At 70.4% G+C, this 13,909-nt stretch carries 15 protein-coding genes and 1 pseudogene; 8 read left to right on the top strand and 8 right to left on the bottom strand.

The features are described from left to right. The first annotated feature begins 19 nt into the window (after positions 1-19). Both F9C12_RS21170 and F9C12_RS21175 read left to right on the top strand, forming a co-directional pair. Positions 20-646 carry a DNA-binding response regulator gene (locus F9C12_RS21170; protein ID WP_409461591.1) on the top strand — a complete coding sequence of 209 codons (627 nt, stop codon included), beginning with the start codon at positions 20-22 and terminating at the stop codon, positions 644-646. Then, positions 643-1,554 carry a hypothetical protein gene (locus tag F9C12_RS21175; RefSeq protein ID WP_409461592.1) on the top strand — a complete coding sequence of 304 codons (912 nt, stop codon included), beginning with the start codon at positions 643-645 and terminating at the stop codon, positions 1,552-1,554. Before F9C12_RS21170 ends, F9C12_RS21175 begins: the two co-directional genes overlap by 4 nt. A gap of 52 nt (positions 1,555-1,606) precedes the next feature. Here F9C12_RS21175 and F9C12_RS21180 read toward each other — a convergent pair whose 3' ends face one another. The 7 genes from F9C12_RS21180 to F9C12_RS21210 all read right to left on the bottom strand — a co-directional run bounded on the left by F9C12_RS21180 (position 1,607) and on the right by F9C12_RS21210 (position 8,765). Further along, the gene (locus F9C12_RS21180) at positions 1,607-2,356 is read right to left on the bottom strand and encodes a phosphoglyceromutase (protein WP_409461593.1); all 750 of its coding nucleotides are present in this window, start codon (positions 2,354-2,356) and stop codon (positions 1,607-1,609) included. A gap of 420 nt (positions 2,357-2,776) precedes the next feature. Further along, complete coding sequence (locus F9C12_RS21185) at positions 2,777-3,607, bottom strand: DUF4349 domain-containing protein (RefSeq protein ID WP_409183631.1); 831 nt, start codon at positions 3,605-3,607, stop codon at positions 2,777-2,779. 66 nt (positions 3,608-3,673) lie between these two features. Beyond that, positions 3,674-4,186: a YbjN domain-containing protein gene (locus F9C12_RS21190; RefSeq protein WP_409461594.1), complete on the bottom strand. Its 513-nt coding sequence runs from the start codon at positions 4,184-4,186 to the stop codon at positions 3,674-3,676. Next, positions 4,183-5,481, bottom strand: coding sequence for a D-inositol-3-phosphate glycosyltransferase (mshA, locus tag F9C12_RS21195; RefSeq protein WP_409461595.1), 1,299 nt, complete (start codon positions 5,479-5,481; stop codon positions 4,183-4,185). Before mshA ends, F9C12_RS21190 begins: the two co-directional genes overlap by 4 nt. Positions 5,482-5,494: 13 nt before the next feature. Beyond that, positions 5,495-6,316, bottom strand: coding sequence for an alpha/beta fold hydrolase (locus F9C12_RS21200; RefSeq protein WP_409461596.1), 822 nt, complete (start codon positions 6,314-6,316; stop codon positions 5,495-5,497). Between the two features lie 28 nt (positions 6,317-6,344). Next, positions 6,345-7,532 carry an Ig-like domain-containing protein gene (locus F9C12_RS21205; protein WP_409183634.1) on the bottom strand — a complete coding sequence of 396 codons (1,188 nt, stop codon included), beginning with the start codon at positions 7,530-7,532 and terminating at the stop codon, positions 6,345-6,347. A 177-nt stretch (positions 7,533-7,709) separates the two neighbouring features. Beyond that, the gene (locus F9C12_RS21210; protein WP_409461597.1) at positions 7,710-8,765 is read right to left on the bottom strand and encodes a UDP-N-acetylmuramate dehydrogenase; all 1,056 of its coding nucleotides are present in this window, start codon (positions 8,763-8,765) and stop codon (positions 7,710-7,712) included. A 110-nt stretch (positions 8,766-8,875) separates the two neighbouring features. Here F9C12_RS21210 and F9C12_RS21215 point away from each other — a divergent pair, with 110 nt between their 5' ends. From F9C12_RS21215 to F9C12_RS21240, 6 genes and pseudogenes are all read left to right on the top strand, one after another. Next, positions 8,876-9,376: a DUF2505 domain-containing protein gene (locus F9C12_RS21215; protein ID WP_409461598.1), complete on the top strand. Its 501-nt coding sequence runs from the start codon at positions 8,876-8,878 to the stop codon at positions 9,374-9,376. Further along, entirely contained in the window at positions 9,355-10,155 is an 801-nt protein-coding gene (locus tag F9C12_RS21220; RefSeq protein ID WP_409461599.1) for a class I SAM-dependent methyltransferase, read from the top strand. The genes F9C12_RS21215 and F9C12_RS21220 overlap by 22 nt, the downstream gene beginning before the upstream one ends. Positions 10,156-10,224: 69 nt before the next feature. Next, positions 10,225-11,022 carry a DedA family protein gene (locus F9C12_RS21225; RefSeq protein ID WP_409461600.1) on the top strand — a complete coding sequence of 266 codons (798 nt, stop codon included), beginning with the start codon at positions 10,225-10,227 and terminating at the stop codon, positions 11,020-11,022. Next, a pseudogene (locus F9C12_RS21230) lies at positions 10,919-11,530 on the top strand (maleylpyruvate isomerase family mycothiol-dependent enzyme); the annotation flags it as partial. The gene F9C12_RS21225 and the pseudogene F9C12_RS21230, both read left to right, overlap by 104 nt. 45 nt (positions 11,531-11,575) lie before the next feature. Next, positions 11,576-12,427 carry a formyltetrahydrofolate deformylase gene (gene purU, locus F9C12_RS21235; RefSeq protein WP_409467044.1) on the top strand — a complete coding sequence of 284 codons (852 nt, stop codon included), beginning with the start codon at positions 11,576-11,578 and terminating at the stop codon, positions 12,425-12,427. Beyond that, on the top strand, positions 12,427-12,708 hold the full coding sequence (locus tag F9C12_RS21240; protein WP_409461601.1) for a hypothetical protein: 282 nt from the start codon (positions 12,427-12,429) through the stop codon (positions 12,706-12,708). The genes purU and F9C12_RS21240 overlap by 1 nt, the downstream gene beginning before the upstream one ends. Positions 12,709-12,750: 42 nt before the next feature. Here the strand turns inward: F9C12_RS21240 and F9C12_RS21245 are convergent, their stop codons facing one another. After that, positions 12,751-13,800, bottom strand: coding sequence for an NAD(P)-dependent alcohol dehydrogenase (locus F9C12_RS21245; RefSeq protein ID WP_409183640.1), 1,050 nt, complete (start codon positions 13,798-13,800; stop codon positions 12,751-12,753). Positions 13,801-13,909: the final 109 nt, after the last annotated feature.

The following is a 13,909-nucleotide window of genomic DNA, read 5'->3' on the forward strand; positions in this document are numbered from 1 at the left end:
CGCGGGAACACTGGTCGGCGTGCCCCGAGCCGAGGAAATCGCGAACGTGCGCGACGAGCGGGAACTGGTCGAACGAGCCGGACACCTGCTCGCCGGAGCCGACGAGTTCGCCTGCGCCGCGAACGACCTGCACACCTTTTCCGCGATGCAGAAATTCGCCCGGGAGCTGCCCGCGCGGCCGAAGCTGCGGGTCCGCAAGGTCTACCTGTCGCGCGTGCTGCTCGACCCGGCCGGCTCCGAACACCTGCGTGCGCTGCGCCGCTTCGGCGCGGAAGTCCGGATCAGCGCGCACGAGATCAACGAGACGATCCTGCTCGACGGCCGCATCGCCATCCTCGCCGCCGGTCCCGGCTACCGCGTCGTCACCGCGCCGGATCTGGTGCGCGGGATTTCGTCGCTGTTCGAGGCCGCTTGGCGTTCGTCGACCGCGATGGAGGCGTACGAAACACGGTTCGCCGAATTGCGGCAGTACACGCCGCAGCTGCTGGAATTGCTGTCTTCCGGTTCCACCGACGAAAAGGCAGCCCGGGCGATGGGCGTCGGGCTGCGGACGTACCGTCGGCGAGTGGCCGAATTGATGGATGTACTGGGTGCGACGTCGCGGTTCCAAGCGGGTGCTCTCGCGCGGGAGGCGGGTCTGCTGTGAGGCGCGCTGTTCTCGCCGCGGCCTTGCTCACCGCGGGATGCGCCGCGTCCCCGCAACCCGCACCGCCCGCGCCTTCTCCTGCTCCCGCACCGGCGAACGCGGCCTATGTGGACGCCAACGCGACCAGCGACGCGGTGTCCGGAGTCAAAAAAGCCGTGGAAACGGCGTTCAGCTACGACTCCACGAAGCCGGACGAGGTCGCGAAAACCGAGCAGGAGTACCTCGCCGGCGCGGCCCGTGCGCAGTTCGACAAAACCTTCGCCGAGGTCCGCACCGAACCGGTGACCACGCGGACGCAGGTGCTCGAAACCGGGCTGGCCGAGCTGACGCCGGAGCACGCGCGGATGCTGGTGGTGGCCGCGCAGCACAGCAAGCGCCCCGACGGAGCCAAAAACCAGAGCGTCGCGCTCATCCTGGTCACCGCGGGCAAGGCGAACGGGCACTGGCAGCTGCGGGATTTGAACTTCGACCCGCGCGGGCAGCTCACCGCCGCCCCGAGCGCGGCGAAAGGCCTGGCCGCGACCCGCGACGCCGCGGTCGACGCCGCCGTCCGGGACGGCGGGATCCTGATGACCATCGACCCGCAGAACATCGACGGCAACTACGAGAGCTGGGAAAAGGTCTCCGCTGAGCCGCTGCTGTCGCAATTCCGGGCGAGCCGCCAGGAGACGGTGGCCAGCATCCGGAAGACGGGGAAGAAGGCGGCCTACGGCCCGGATTCGACGGCCGCGCTGACCGAGCTCAGCCCGGACGGGACAAGGGCGTCGGCCGTGCTGTCCGCACTGGTGACGACGACCGGCGGCCAGAATTCCGGCGAAAACCGGCTGCCGGTCCACCTCGACCTCGTCCGGCAGGGCACCGAGTGGAAGGTGTCCGGGATGAGGGCGATCTCCGGCGACGGCTCGTGAGTGGCGTTGCCGGTTCTGACCGGCAACGCCGCTCACGACAGCACAAGCGGCCTCAGCGGCCCTGGTTCGCCACCGCGGCGGCGGCTTCCTTCGCCGCCTCCGGGTCCAGGTACTCGCCGCCCGCCTTGACCGGCTTCAGGTCCTCGGTCAGGTCGTAGCGCAGCGGGATGCCGGTCGGGATGTTCAGCGCGGCGATGGCGTCGTCGGAGATTCCGTCGAGGTGCTTCACCAGCGCGCGCAGCGAGTTGCCGTGCGCGGCCACCAGCACGGTGCGGCCCGCCCGCAGGTCGGGGACGATCGCCGACTCCCAGTACGGCAGCAGCCGGGCCACGACGTCCTTCAGGCATTCCGTCAGCGGGGCCTGGTCGCCGAGGTCGGCGTACCGGGCGTCGCCGGTCTGGCTGAACTCGTCCTTGGGGTCGATGGCGGGCGGCGGCGTGTCGTACGAACGGCGCCAGAGCATGAACTGCTCCTCGCCGAACTCGTCCAGCGTCTGCTTCTTGTTCTTGCCCTGCAGCGCGCCGTAGTGCCGCTCGTTGAGCCGCCAGTCGCGCTTGACCGGGATCCAGTGCCGGTCGGCGGCGTCGAGGGCGATGTTCGCCGTGCTGATCGCCCGGCGCAGCAGCGACGTGTGCACCACGTCCGGCAGCAGCCCCGCCTCGGCGAGCAGCTGCCCGCCTTGCCGGGCTTCGCGCTCGCCGGTCTCCGAAAGGGGCACGTCCACCCAGCCGGTGAACAGGTTTTCCGCGTTCCACGTGCTCTGTCCGTGCCGCAGCAGCACCAGGGTCCCAAGTTCGGCCATGGCCACCAGCCTGCCAGAGCGGGCCGGCGCTGCCAGTAGTGCGTCCACCCCTCTACCCAGAGTGTGTTACCCGATAGTAACACCTTCACCCGGCACGCAGCCGGGTTGCCGACAAGCAGGCCAAAGAGTGCAAGGCGCTGCACACTGTTATCCCCGTCAGTAAAGTTCACTCGAACGGAGTAACCAGTAGTCTTGTGATTACTGGTCGACATCTGACAGGTTGGGCATGTCCCGCTCAGCCGGATTCCACGCACTCCCGGCTGATCACGGGCAGTGACCGCGGCTCGTCTCCCCCCTGCCGAGCCGCGGCCCGCCGGCCCCGTTGGCATCCCCCTCGTCACCGGGTCCAGCAAGGCGGGACCTGCAGCGGGACGGCTCGAGATCGCGACTCCCCCCTCCCTCGAGCCGTTCCGCCAGCCCTCACTCCGCTGGCCTGGCCTTGCGCCGCCGCCGCAGCCACCAGAACACCGCGCCCGCCGGGATCCCGAACGCGAGCAAGAACGGCAGCAGCGCGCCCAGCACCCGCACGAGCCCGCTGCAGAAGGCGACGAACGCGTCCCATCCCCCGGCCAGTCCGGCGAGGAAACCGCTCGACTCGGCCGCCGCCGGAGCCTCCTGCCGCGTCACCGACAGTGACACGGTCGCCATCGCGACCCGGCCGGCCAGCGACGCCTGCTGCCGCTCCAGCGACTCGAGGGTGGACTGCCTGCTGGTCAGCTCGCTTTCGACGGACGCGATCTCGGACACCGACTGCGCCTTCGCCAGCAGTGCGCGGATCCGCTCGACGCTCGCGCGCTGAGTCGCCAGCCGCGCGTCCACGTCGACCACCTGCGCGGTCACGTCCTGTGCGCTGATTTCCCGCCGCTTCACCTGGCCGAGCCCGCCGAGCTGGTCGAGCACGCCGTCGAGTTTCTCCGCGGGCACCGACAAGGTCAGCGACGCGGAATCCTCCGTCGCGCTCTCCTGCCCGGGGTAGCCGCCCGCTCCGGTCGCGATCGCCTTGGCGCGCGATACGACGTCGTCGGTCTTCGGCGTGGTCAGCTCCAGCCGCGCGCTGCGCGCCAGCTTGCGATCAGTCGCGCCGGGCTCGGGCACCGACGCCTGCGCGTTGCCCTGCTTCGGCGCCGCCCCCTGCTCCTGCCGCTGCGCGGGCGCGACAGCCGACCTCGCCGAATCCGTGCTGGTGCCGCTGCATCCGGCCAGCAGCACCAGCGCGGCGCCCGCGAGCACGCATCTCCATCGAGTCCGCATTCCCGTCTCCCTCCAGTCGTTGGCGGTGAGACGGGCCGGGCGGGCGGACCCGTTGCACGGAATCGGTTACGACTCGGTCAACCCCGGTTCGTGCCCTCCGGTGGGTTCGGCGAGGTGTTTGAACGCCTGCAGGTTCGCCAGCGATTCCCCGCGCGAGACCCGCCAGTCCCATTCGCGCTTGATCGACGTGGCGAAGCCGATTTCCAGCAGAATGTTGAAATCGCCGTCGGCGGCCTCGAGCACCTGGCCGAGGATCTTGTCCAGTTCGGACTCGGTCACCGTCTCCTTGCCGAAGCGGCCGACCAGGTAGATGTCGCCGAGACTGTCCACTGTGTAGTGGACGCCGTAGAGCCGGGCGTTGCGCTGCAACAGGAACCGGTACACGTCCTCGTGCCGCTCGTCCGGGCGGCGGCAGACGAACGCCTCCACCGAGAACGCGTGGTCGCCGTCCACGAGCCAGCAGTTGGTCTGCAGCTTCTTGGTTCCGGGCAACGTCACGAAATAACGGCCTTCGCCGCGACGGTCGTATTTGAGCCCACTTGAGTCCAAAGTGGACTTGATAGTCGCGTCAAGGCTCACACTGCCACCTCCGCCCGCAGTTCCAGCGCCTGCCGGAACGCTCTGGTCGCCTGAGCATAGATGTCGAGCAAGGAATCCGTGGTGCGCCGCCAGGAAAACCGCTGCGCGTGCCGCACCGCGTTGGACGCCAGCTCCGCCCGCCGGTCCGGCCGCAGCGCGACCGCGGCGAGCGCGTCGGCCCAGTCCGCCGCGCCGTGCGACGGAACCAGCAACCCGGACACCCCGTGCGGCACCGCGACCGGCAATCCGCCGACCTCCGCCGCCACCACCGGCGTACCGCAGGCCTGCGCTTCGAGAGCGACCAAACCGAAGGATTCGTTGTAGCTCGGCACCGCGACGACGTCGGCCGCGCGAAACACCGTGCGCAGCTTCGATCCGCTCTGCGGCGGCAGGAACCGCACCTGCTCGGCGATGCCCAGCGACACCGCCAATTCCCGCAACGCCTGCGGCTGCTCCAGTCCGGTGCCGGACGGTCCGCCGACCACCAGAACCACCAGCCGCGAAGCCAGTTCCGGCCGCTGCCGCAGCATTTCCGCGGCCGCATGCACCAGCACGTCCGGCGCCTTGAGCGGCTGGATCCGGCCGGCGAAGGCGAGCACGACCGCGTCCGGCGACAGGTTCAGCTCGCGGCGCGCGTCCAGCTGCGACCCGGGCGTGAACCGTTCGAGGTCGACCCCCGGCGGCACCGCGTGCACCGCGTGCGGCGAGGCCCCGTAGAGGTCGACCAGCTGCCGAGCCTCGACCTGGGTGTTCGCAACCAGGCAGTCCGCCTCGGCGACCACCTGCTCCTCGCCCATCACCCGCGTCCGCGGCTCGGGTTTGTCGCCATCGGCGAGCAGCGCGTTCTTGACCTTGGCCAGCGTGTGCGCGGTGTGCACGAGCGGCACGCCCCAGCGGTCCCTGGCGAGCCAGCCGACCTGTCCGGACAGCCAGTAGTGCGAGTGGATCAGGTCGTAGTAGCCCGGTTCGTGAAACGCCTCCGCGCGCAGCACGCCCGAGGTGAACGCGCACAGCTGCGCGGGCAGCTCGTCGCGCGCCAGCGGCTCGAACGGCCCGGCCGGCACGTGCCGCACCGTGACGCCGGGAGCCAGTTCGGCCAGCGGCGGCTGCTCCGACGAGGTCGCCCTCGTGAACACCTCGACCTCGATGCCGCGCCGCGCCATCTCCTGCGCGGTCTGGCTGACGTACACGTTCATCCCCCCGGCGTCGCCGGTGCCCGGCTGCTCGAGCGGGGAGGTGTGCACGGACAAGACCGCGATCCGGCGCGGCTCAGCGATGAATCCCTTGAGGGTCACCTGGTCACTCCTGCTATTCGGCTGCGTCCCCGGCGAACCGCCGCAGCACGGAGTTGAAGTCCTCCGGCTCCTCGACGAACGGCAGATGCCCGGCCTCAACGAACCAACGCAGGACCGCCCCCGGAATCTTCCCGGCCGAATACTCTGCCGCCGAAGGATCCACCACCTCATCCGCCGAACCGTGCACCACGAGCGCCGGCTTGTCGACGGCGGCGAGCACGTCACCACTGCCGATGTCCCGCCGGAACAGCGCGCCGCGCACCGCGGGCGGCACCGAAAGCGAACTGCCGAGCATCGCCTGCGCGTACGCGCCGGGCACCTTCGGGCTGGCCTGGGCACGGGTGAACTCGACCAGCGCGGGGATCGCCACCTCGGCGTCTTCGGACAGCGCGGCGGGAAGCGCGGCCCGCATGACCGGCCCGGTCGCGCCGCCCTCGCGCTTGCGGCCGATCTCGGTGATCGCGCCCACGAGCACGATGCCGCCGAGCCGTGCGGTGCCGTGCTCGCGCAGATAGTCGGCGATCACCAGCCCGCCGTAGGACCAGCCGACGACGATCGCGTCCGGACCGGCGAAGTCGAGCACCGCGGCGAGGTCGCCGGCCCACTGCGCCGGATCGTCGTAGCCGGACGCGGGGACGGCGGAGCCGCCGTGGCCGCGCAGGTCTATCGCGACGAGCCGGAACCGCTCGTTCAGCGCCGGATCGGCCAGCTGAGCGGACCAGGCAGCGGCGGACTGGGCCCAGCCGTGCACGAAGACGATCGGACGCGCGTTCTCCGGGCCTTCGGCGCGCAGTGCGATCCGCACGCCGCCGGCCCCGGTCACCTCAGTGTTCACTTCTACTTGTTAGCAGACCGCTAGCGGATCACTTCGCGGCCGACATCGACTTCCAGGTCGGCCAGTCGTAGAACCAGTCCTTGACGTCGGAGTTGGTCGGGCTGCCCAGCCGCGAGCCGGTGACCTCGACCGGGTCGCCGATCATCGCCGAGTCGAAGTAGGCCTTGGCGTCCGCCTCGAGCAGGTTGACGCAGCCGTGCGAGTTGTTGGTCTTGCCGATCGCGGCCGCGTTGTCCTGGTTCTCGTGGATGAACTCGCCGTGGTTGGAGAACCGGCAGGCCCACTTCTTGTTGACGTTGGTGTAGCCGTAGCGGGCGTTGTCGAACACCGCGTGCGGCTCCTTCGACATGATGATGAAGGTGCCGTTCGGGGTGTTGCGCTGGACGTCCGAGTCGAGCCCGTTGGAGCACGGGTAGCTCGCGCTCTCCGCGCCGCCGCGGTAGACCTTCATCACATGGTCCGGCGTGTGGATCTTGACCACCTGGTTGCGGCCGATCTTGAACTTGGTGCTGACGTCCGATTTCACGTAGACGCCCCCGCCGAGGTCCACGCCGTACAGGTTGGCCTCGACCTCGACGGTCGTGTTGGCAGGCCAGTACTCCTTGGGCCGCCAGTCCACCTGGTTCGGCGACAGCCAGGCCCACGAGCCCTCGACGTTCTTGCTGGTCTTGACCTTGAGCGCCTTCTCGACCGCGGCCCGGTCCTTCGGCGCGCCGCCGTTGAACTTCACGCTGATCGGCATCGCGACGCCCACCTCGGCGTCGTCGCCCGGGTTCAGCGTGGCGCGCACCGTCTTGGCCGGGCTGACCGTGGCGAACGACCCCTTCAGCTCGGCGGGCCGCTGGTCGGTGCCGGTCGCCTTGGCCGAGTAGGTGTAGGTCTTGCCGTAGCCGAGCGGTTCGGAACTGGTCCAGGACAGGCCGTCCGGGGCGAGTTCGCCCTTGATCTCGTCGCCGCCCTCGTTGGTCAGCTTGACCTCGGTCAGCTTGCCTTCGGTGACCTTCACCACCACCGGCTCGCGCACGCTCGCGTCCTTGGCCCCGGCGGCAGGCGTCGCGGTGAGCTTCGCCACCGGGGCGGCCGGCTTGCCGCCGTTGTCGCCGCTGCCGCCCTGCGGCGACGCGGTTCCGTCGTTGCTTCCGCCCGAGCACGCGGCGGCCAGCGCCGCCGCGCCGGTCGCGAGAACGGCCTTGAACACCGTACGGCGCTCGATCACGGTCTTACCTCCACTTGTCCCCCGCACCGGCATCTCCCACGCACCTCAGCGCCGGTAAGCGATTCGACGTTACCTGCGAAGCGGAAATTCCTCTCCATCCCGCAAGACGTTTCACCCGGCGCCCGGTTGCTGCCGGTTTGCTTCTCGATTGGCTCGCCCGGGTTACCCCGGGAGTCCTCAGAGCGAACAGTTGATCAGCAGTGGTTCCGGATACAGCCGCACCCCGAACCGGGCTTCGACGCCGTCGCGGACCTCGCGAGCCAACGCGAGCAGGTCCTCCGTGCTGGCCTGGCCGCGGTTGGTCAGTGCCAGAGTGTGCTTGGCAGACAGCGAAACGCGCCCGCCCGGTCCGGGGTAACCCTTGCCGAACCCAGCCCGCTCGATCAGCCACGCGGCGGACAGCTTCACCCCGCCGCTGGCCGGGTACTGCGGAATCCTGCCCTCGGTCGACTCCGCGATCCTCGCGAGCACCTTCGCCGCTTCCGCTTCGGGAACGATCGGGTTGGTGAAGAACGAGCCCGCGCTCCAGGTGTCGTGATCGGCCGGGTCGAGCACCATGCCCTTGCCGCGCCGCAGCCCGAGCACTGCTTCGCGGGCTTGCGCGGCGGGGACTTTCGCATCGATTTCGACACCCAGCGTGCGCGCCAGCTCCGCGTACCGGATGGGCGCGGACTGCCCGCTCGGGTCGATCCGGAACCGCACGCTGAGCACCACGCCGCGGTCGGTGCCCTTGAGCACGCTGGTGCGATAGGCGAAGCCGAGTTCTTCGGCCTTGACCGTCCGCACCTCCTTCGCGGCCCGGTCGTACAACTCGACGGAGACGATCGACTCGGCCACCTCGCCGCCGTACGCCCCGACGTTCTGGATCGGCGTCGCCCCGACCGACCCGGGGATCCCGGAGAGACACTCGAGCCCGCCAAGACCGCTCTCGACCAGCGCGGAGACGAACGCGTCCCACTCCTGCCCGGCGGCTGCCTCGACGAGGTCGCCGTCGCGAGTCCAGCCGGTGCTGGCGATCCGCACGAGGGTCCCCGCGAAGCCTTCATCGCCGACGACGAGGTTCGACCCGCCGCCGAGCAGCAGGACTGGCTCGCCGGACTCGTCCGCCTCCCGCACGGCAGCGACAAGCTCGGCCGCGGTGGTCGCGGTGACGAACCGGCGCACCGGCCCGCCGAGACGGAGGGTCGTGTACTCGGCGAGACGGGTCAGACCAGGCGTTTCAGCGATGTCCACGGTGACTGACGCTACCGAGAATTCTCGGCGGGGCGGACGGCGCCCGCTATTCAGCGCCAAGAGAGCGCTACCGCAGCTGACCGCCGCATCCGCCCGGTACTGTCCGCTGCATGGGATCCCGCATCGAGCACCGCGGCGAATTCGACGGTTCGCTCGAAACCGTCTTCGCCGCTGTAGCCGGAGAGGAAGCACTCCGCGCCCGCCTCGCCGCCCTCGGCGGCGACGACGCCAAACTCCTCGCCTACACCGCCGAAGGCGGCTCCGTGCGCTACGAACTCCAGCACGGCATCAAGGCGGCCAAACTCCCCCAGGCCGTCCGCGCCCTGCACAAGGGCGACATCATCGTCAACCGCACCCAGACCTGGAAGCGGTCCGGCGACGAGTACACCGGCCGGTCCGACGTCAGCGTCGGCGGCGTGCCCGGCGAGATCAGCGCCTCGACGTACCTCTCCCCGAAGGGCGGCAAGGTCCTGCTCCGCACCACCGGCGAGGTCGTCGTGCGGATCCCGCTGTTCGGCGGCCGGATCGAGGAGTTCGTCTCCGAGCAGGTCGTCAACCTGCTGCGGCACGAGGACGAGTTCACCGCGCAGTGGCTGGCCGAGCACGCCTGACCCCGGTGGGAGCCCCGACCAGGGGCACCACCAATCCCAACCGGTTGCGCCGGGTCGACCGCTGGCTCGCGGGCGACCCGGCCGTCACGCGGCTGCTGCGCCGGGGCGAAAGTCCCCTTGTCGTCGACCTCGGCTACGGAGCGTCGCCGGTCACCACCGTCGAACTGGCCCGCTGGCTGGCGCGCGTGCGGCCGGACGTGCGGGTGCTCGGGCTCGAACTCGACCCGGAGCGCGTCGCCGCCGCCCTGCCCGCCGCCGATCCGCCGCGGCTCGACTTCCGGCGCGGCGGCTTCGAGCTGGCCGGGACGCGGCCGGTCCTGGTGCGCGCGTTCAACGTGCTCCGCCAGTACGCCGAGGACGAGGTGCCCGGCGCGTGGCAGCTGATGCTCGACGCGATGCCGCCGGACGGCCTGCTCGTCGAGGGCACCTGCGACGAGATCGGCAGGCTGGTCGCCTGGGTCCTGGTCGGGGCGGACGGCCCGCGCACGCTGACCCTGTCGCTGCGCCTCGCCGGACTCGACCGTCCGTCCACAGTGGCCGAACGGCTGCCGAAGATCCTCATCCACCGCAACGTTCCCGGCGAACGCGTGCACGCCCTGATGTCCACTTTGGACGAATGCTGGGCGGCCGCCGCGCCGCACCGGTCGTTCGGCGTGCGCGCCCGCTGGACCGCCACCGTCGCCATGCTCGCCGACCGCGGCTGGCCGGTGCTCGGCAATCCGGACCGCCGCCGGCTCGGCGAGCTGACCGTGGCCTGGGAGAGCGTCGCGCCGCGCTGAACCCACCTGTTCACCACCCGCACCCCGCTGGGTCATCCCGTGGTGACCTTCAGTGCTGACGATGAGCGGGTGGAACTGCTGGAACACGTCACCGAGCTGATCCGGGGCGCGCTCGGCTCGCCCTGGCTGTGGGTGCTCGTGTTCGCGATCGCCGGACTGGACGCGCTGCTCCCGTTCATGCCGAGCGAGACCACCGTGGTGACCGTCGCCGTCCTGATCGGACCGGACCTCGGCCGGCTCGCGCTGCTCGTCGTCGTCTCCGCCGCGGGCGCGTGGGCGGGCGACTGTCTCGGCTACGCCGTGGGCCGCGCCGCCGGACCGCGCGCGGTCGCCTGGCTCCAGCGCGGGCCGTCCGGGCGACAACGCTACGAATGGGCTCGCGACCAAGTCCGCAGGCAAGCGCCGCTGCTGATCGTCGCCGCGCGCTACCTGCCCGGCGGCCGCGTCGCGAGCGCGCTGGCCAACGGCAGCCTCGGCTACCCGCTGCGCCGGTTCGTGCCGCTCGACGCCGCGGGCGCGGCGCTGTGGTCCGGGTACAGCGCGTTGATCGGGCTCGCCGGAGGTGCCGCGTTCGCCGACCGCCCGGTCTACGGCCTGCTGTTGTCGTTGCTGCTCGGGCTGCTGCTGGTCGCGCTGATCGAATTCGGCCGACGAGTGCGGGCGCGCAGGCTACGGTCAAGGCATGGACGCGCCACGTCTGCTGGAAGCGATCGACATCCACGCCGACCGGATCAAGGCCGCGACGCTCGCCGCTGGTCCGGCCGCGCCGGTCCGGAACTGTCCGGAGTGGACAGTGCGGGACCTGGTGACCCACCTGACGGCAGTGCTCTCGTACACGGTCGCGGCGATCACCGACCGGAATGCTGAGCCGCCGCGCGCGAGCACCTGGGAGGACACCCTCGGCTGCTGGGACGGCGAACGGATGGCCGTCCGCGAAGCGCTGCGCCGTCCGGCGGACACCCCGCTGCGCTCGCCGTTCCCGCACGGCGAGCCGGTCACCGTCGGGGATTGGACGCGCCGGCTCGCGCACGAGTTCGCCATCCACCGGCTCGACGCGGAAAGCGCACTGCCCACGCCGCCGGTCACCCGGTACCGCACCGAATTCGCCGAGGACGGCATCGACGAGTTCCTCGCCTTCCTGACCCCGCGCCGCGGCCGGCCGAGCGGGCGGAGCGGGATCGTCCAGGTCTCCACCGACACGCGGACGTGGACCGTGCTGCTGCACCCGGATCAGCCGCCGACGCTGGGCGAAGGCGTCCCGGACGTCACGCTGACCGGCCCGGCCGACGACGTCTACCGTGCGCTGTGGGGCCGTCCGAACCACGCCGGGAAAGTCGGCGACGCCACCCTTCTGGAGCCCCTCGCAGCGCCCTGACCAGCGGCCGGAGAGAATGGGCGGGTGTCAGATCCCCAGCGTTACGTGCTCACCTTCGGCTGCCCCGACCGCACCGGCATCATCGCCCGCATCTCGGGCTTCCTCGCCGACCACGGCGGAATGATCGTCGAGGCGGCGTACCACACCGACCCCGACTCGGGCTGGTTCTTCACCCGCCAGGTCGTGCGTGCCGACTCGCTGCCGTTCGATGCCGCGGGACTGCGCGAGCGGTTCGCCGAGGTGGCCGGCGAGCTGTCCGCCGAGTCGAGCTGGCAGGTGCGCGACACCGGCGAACGCCCGCGCGCGGTGGTGCTGGTTTCGAAGGCCGGGCACTGCCTGTACGACCTGCTCGGCCGGGTCGCCTCCGGCGAGCTGGAGGTCGACATCGCCGCGGTGATCGGCAACCACGATTCGCTCGCGGACATCACCCGCGCGCACGGGATCCCGTTCCACCACGTGCCGTTCCCGGCCGGCGACCCGGAGGGCAAGGCGGCCGCGTTCGCCAAGGTCCGCGAACTGGTCGACGCACACGACCCGCACGCGATCGTGCTGGCTCGGTTCATGCAGGTGCTGCCCGCGGAACTGTGCGCGGCGTGGGCCGGGCGCGCGCTGAACATCCACCACAGCTTCCTGCCGTCGTTCGTCGGCGCGAAGCCGTACCACCAGGCGCACACCCGCGGCGTGAAGCTCGTCGGCGCGACCTGCCACTACGTCACCGCCGACCTCGACGCCGGTCCGATCATCGAACAGGACGTGATCCGCGTCGACCACGGCGATTCGGTGCAGGACCTGGTGCGCAAGGGCCGGGACATCGAGAAGATCACGCTCGCCCGCGGCCTGCGCTGGCACCTGGAAGGACGTGTTCTGGTGCACGGCAACCGGACTATGGTCATGTAGTGCTCTGGTCACGGGTGAAATTCTGGGGACTGCTGGTCGTTTTCGCCGGGCTGCTGGTCTTGAGCCTGGTCTCGCTGAACCAAACCGACGTCACGTGCGGCGGGGAGACCATGCGCGCCGGGGACACCTGCGTGTCCCGCGGCGTCAATCGCGGCCGCGAGGACCAGGAATCGGAAAACAACGGCCGGAACTGGATCGGCATCGCCATCGGCGGGCTGGGCGTGCTCGGCTACGCCGCCTATGGCGTGTTCGAGCTGCGCGACCGCCGCAAAGCGGCCTGAAGCCGTGGTTCCGGGTCCGCCCCGGAACCACGGCCCCGAGGCTCACGCGCCGATCGTCGAGGCGTCGATCACGAAGCGGTACCGCACGTCGCTGTTCTCGACCCGCGCGTACGCCTCGTTCACCTGGTCCGCGCTGATCGTCTCGATCTCCGCGCCGACGCCGTGCTCCGCGCAGAAGTCCAGCATCTCCTGCGTTTCCGCGATGCCGCCGATCATCGAACCGGCCAGCACGCGGTTGCCGCCGAGCAGGGAGAAGACGTTGTACTCCAAAGGTTCCCCCGGCGCGCCGACGTTCACCATCGCGCCGCCGACGCGCAGCAGGCTGAGGTAAGCGTCGACCGGCAGCTTCGCCGAGACGGTGTTGAGGATGACGTCGAACCGCCCGGCGAGCGTCTCGAAGGTCGACTCGTCGCTGGTCGCGTAGTAGTCCTTCGCGCCGAGCCGGAGGCCGTCTTCCTGCTTCTTCAGGCTCTGGCTGAGCACGGTGACTTCCGCGCCCATCGCGACGGCCAGCTTGACCGCCATGTGCCCGAGCCCGCCAAGCCCGACGACGGCGACCTTCTTGCCCGGTCCCGCACCCCAGCGGCGCAGCGGCGAGTACGTGGTGATGCCCGCGCACAGCAGCGGCGCGGCGACGTCGAGGGAGATGCCTTCCGGAATCCGGCAGACGAACGCGTCCTTCACGACGATCTGCCGGCTGTACCCGCCGTAGGTGTTCTCGCCGTCGAAGCCGACGCCGTTGTAGGTCTGCACGTTGCCCTTGACGCAGAACTGCTCGGACCCGGCGCGGCAGTACTCGCACTCCCCGCAGGAATCGACCATGCAGCCGACCCCGACCCGGTCGCCGACCTGGTACTTCGTGACGTCCGAGCCGACCGCGGCGACCACGCCGGCGATCTCGTGGCCGGGCACCATCGGGAAGATCGCGGTCCCCCAGTCCTGGTGGACCTGGTGCAGGTCGCTGTGGCAGATGCCGGCGTAGGCGATGTCGATGAGCACGTCGTCGGGCCGCAGGTCACGGCGCTCGATCGTCGTGGGGGCGAGCGGTCCGCCCGGCGCCGCGGCGGCGATGGCGGAGGTGGTCGTGGTCATGAATCCCTCCTGGGCGTCCCGTCCGGTGCGGGACGCAAATCGATGTAAGAACCCTCTTACATCGACTAGCGTGGGCGTCGGCTTATTCCTCGACACGAGCACGATCGGG

This window comes from Amycolatopsis sp. GA6-003 (assembly GCF_046267895.1).
GTDB lineage: Bacteria > Actinomycetota > Actinomycetes > Mycobacteriales > Pseudonocardiaceae > Amycolatopsis.

What these genes read in the sequence shown, in the direction of transcription:
- F9C12_RS21180 (WP_409461593.1), bottom strand. Translation starts at nt 2,356, where the DNA reads ATGGCCGAACTTGGGACCCTGGTGCTGCTGCGGCACGGACAGAGCACG.
- F9C12_RS21185 (WP_409183631.1), bottom strand. Translation starts at nt 3,607, where the DNA reads ATGCGGACTCGATGGAGATGCGTGCTCGCGGGCGCCGCGCTGGTGCTG.
- F9C12_RS21215 (WP_409461598.1), top strand. Translation starts at nt 8,876, where the DNA reads ATGGGATCCCGCATCGAGCACCGCGGCGAATTCGACGGTTCGCTCGAA.
- F9C12_RS21245 (WP_409183640.1), bottom strand. Translation starts at nt 13,800, where the DNA reads ATGACCACGACCACCTCCGCCATCGCCGCCGCGGCGCCGGGCGGACCG.